General features: G+C 41.1%; 1 protein-coding gene. It reads right to left on the bottom strand.

Annotated elements, in window-relative coordinates:
* Positions 1-1,208: glycosyl hydrolase family 95 catalytic domain-containing protein (locus AC1DPQ_RS28190; RefSeq protein WP_477611631.1), on the bottom strand; the 1,208-nt coding region annotated here is incomplete at both ends.

Here is a 1,208-nt window from a genome sequence, read left to right on the forward strand (position 1 = left end):
ATCCCAGGTGATGTCATTTCCAGGATAAACGCCCCACAAATGAGAAACATGATCCCAGGTGATGTCATTTCCAGGATAAACGCCCCACAAATGAGAAACATGGCGGTGTTTACTTGCGGTATCATCTACATCGGTTAACCATTCTTGTAACTGTCCGTATTTACCAATCTGGTTTGGCGCCAGCTGTTTAACTTTTTCTGCTAGCGATTTTCTGAATTCGGCATCTACATTAAGCGTTTCGGCTGCTGTTATACAATTTCTGAAAAGCGATCTGATAATCTGGTGGTCCATTGTTGGGCCAGCCACTAAACCTCCATTTTCCGGTGAATTAGAAGGTGTACTAATTAACCAACCTGTTTTCGGGTCTTTCACTAAAAAATCTTCGTAAAATAAAGCAGCTTGTTTCATTAAAGGATAGGCTTCACTTTCCAGAAACTTACGGTCTTTACTAAATTGATAATGCTCCCATAAATGATCACTTAACCAACCGCCCCCACTTACCCAAATACCATGATTGGAGGCATTAATTGGTGCTGTACCGTTCCATAAATCGGTATTGTGGTGTAAAACCCAACCACGGGCATTGTAATACGCTTTTGCCGTTTCAGCTCCGGTTTTCGCCAGTCCTTTGATTTTGTTGAAAAGCGGCTCGTTTAAGGCTGATAAATTAAGAATTTCAGTCGGCCAGTAGTTCATTTCGAGGTTAATATTGGTAGTGTACTTGCTTCCCCATGGTGGTGTAAGCAGATCATTCCAAATCCCTTGAAGATTGGCTGGCTGAGTACCAGGCCTGGAGCTGGAAATCAACAAATATCTTCCATACTGCATATATAACGCAGCAAAAGCAGGATCGTTTGCAGTTGCAAATTTTGTTAATCTTTCATCTGTAGGAAGGTTTTCATTATCCGAACGGCCAAAATCGACATTAAAAGTGTTGTAATAGCTTTGATATTCTTTAATGTGCTTCTGTTTGATTTCGGTGTAAGGTTTACCTTTTAAACTATTGAGTGCTTTAACATTGGCGGCTGCAGGGTTCCCAGAAACATCCTGCGCATTGATAAAATTGGTTCCGCCCGTCAAGTAAAGTGTTACTTCATCTGCCTGATTGATGCTAATTTTGCCATTCATCACCTTCACAGATCCATTTTTGATTAAAGCCGTTAATCGACTCTCTCCCTTAATCGCACCATCTTTTACCTGAACAGATA

Source organism: Pedobacter sp. 01T416_2 (genome assembly GCF_056398925.1).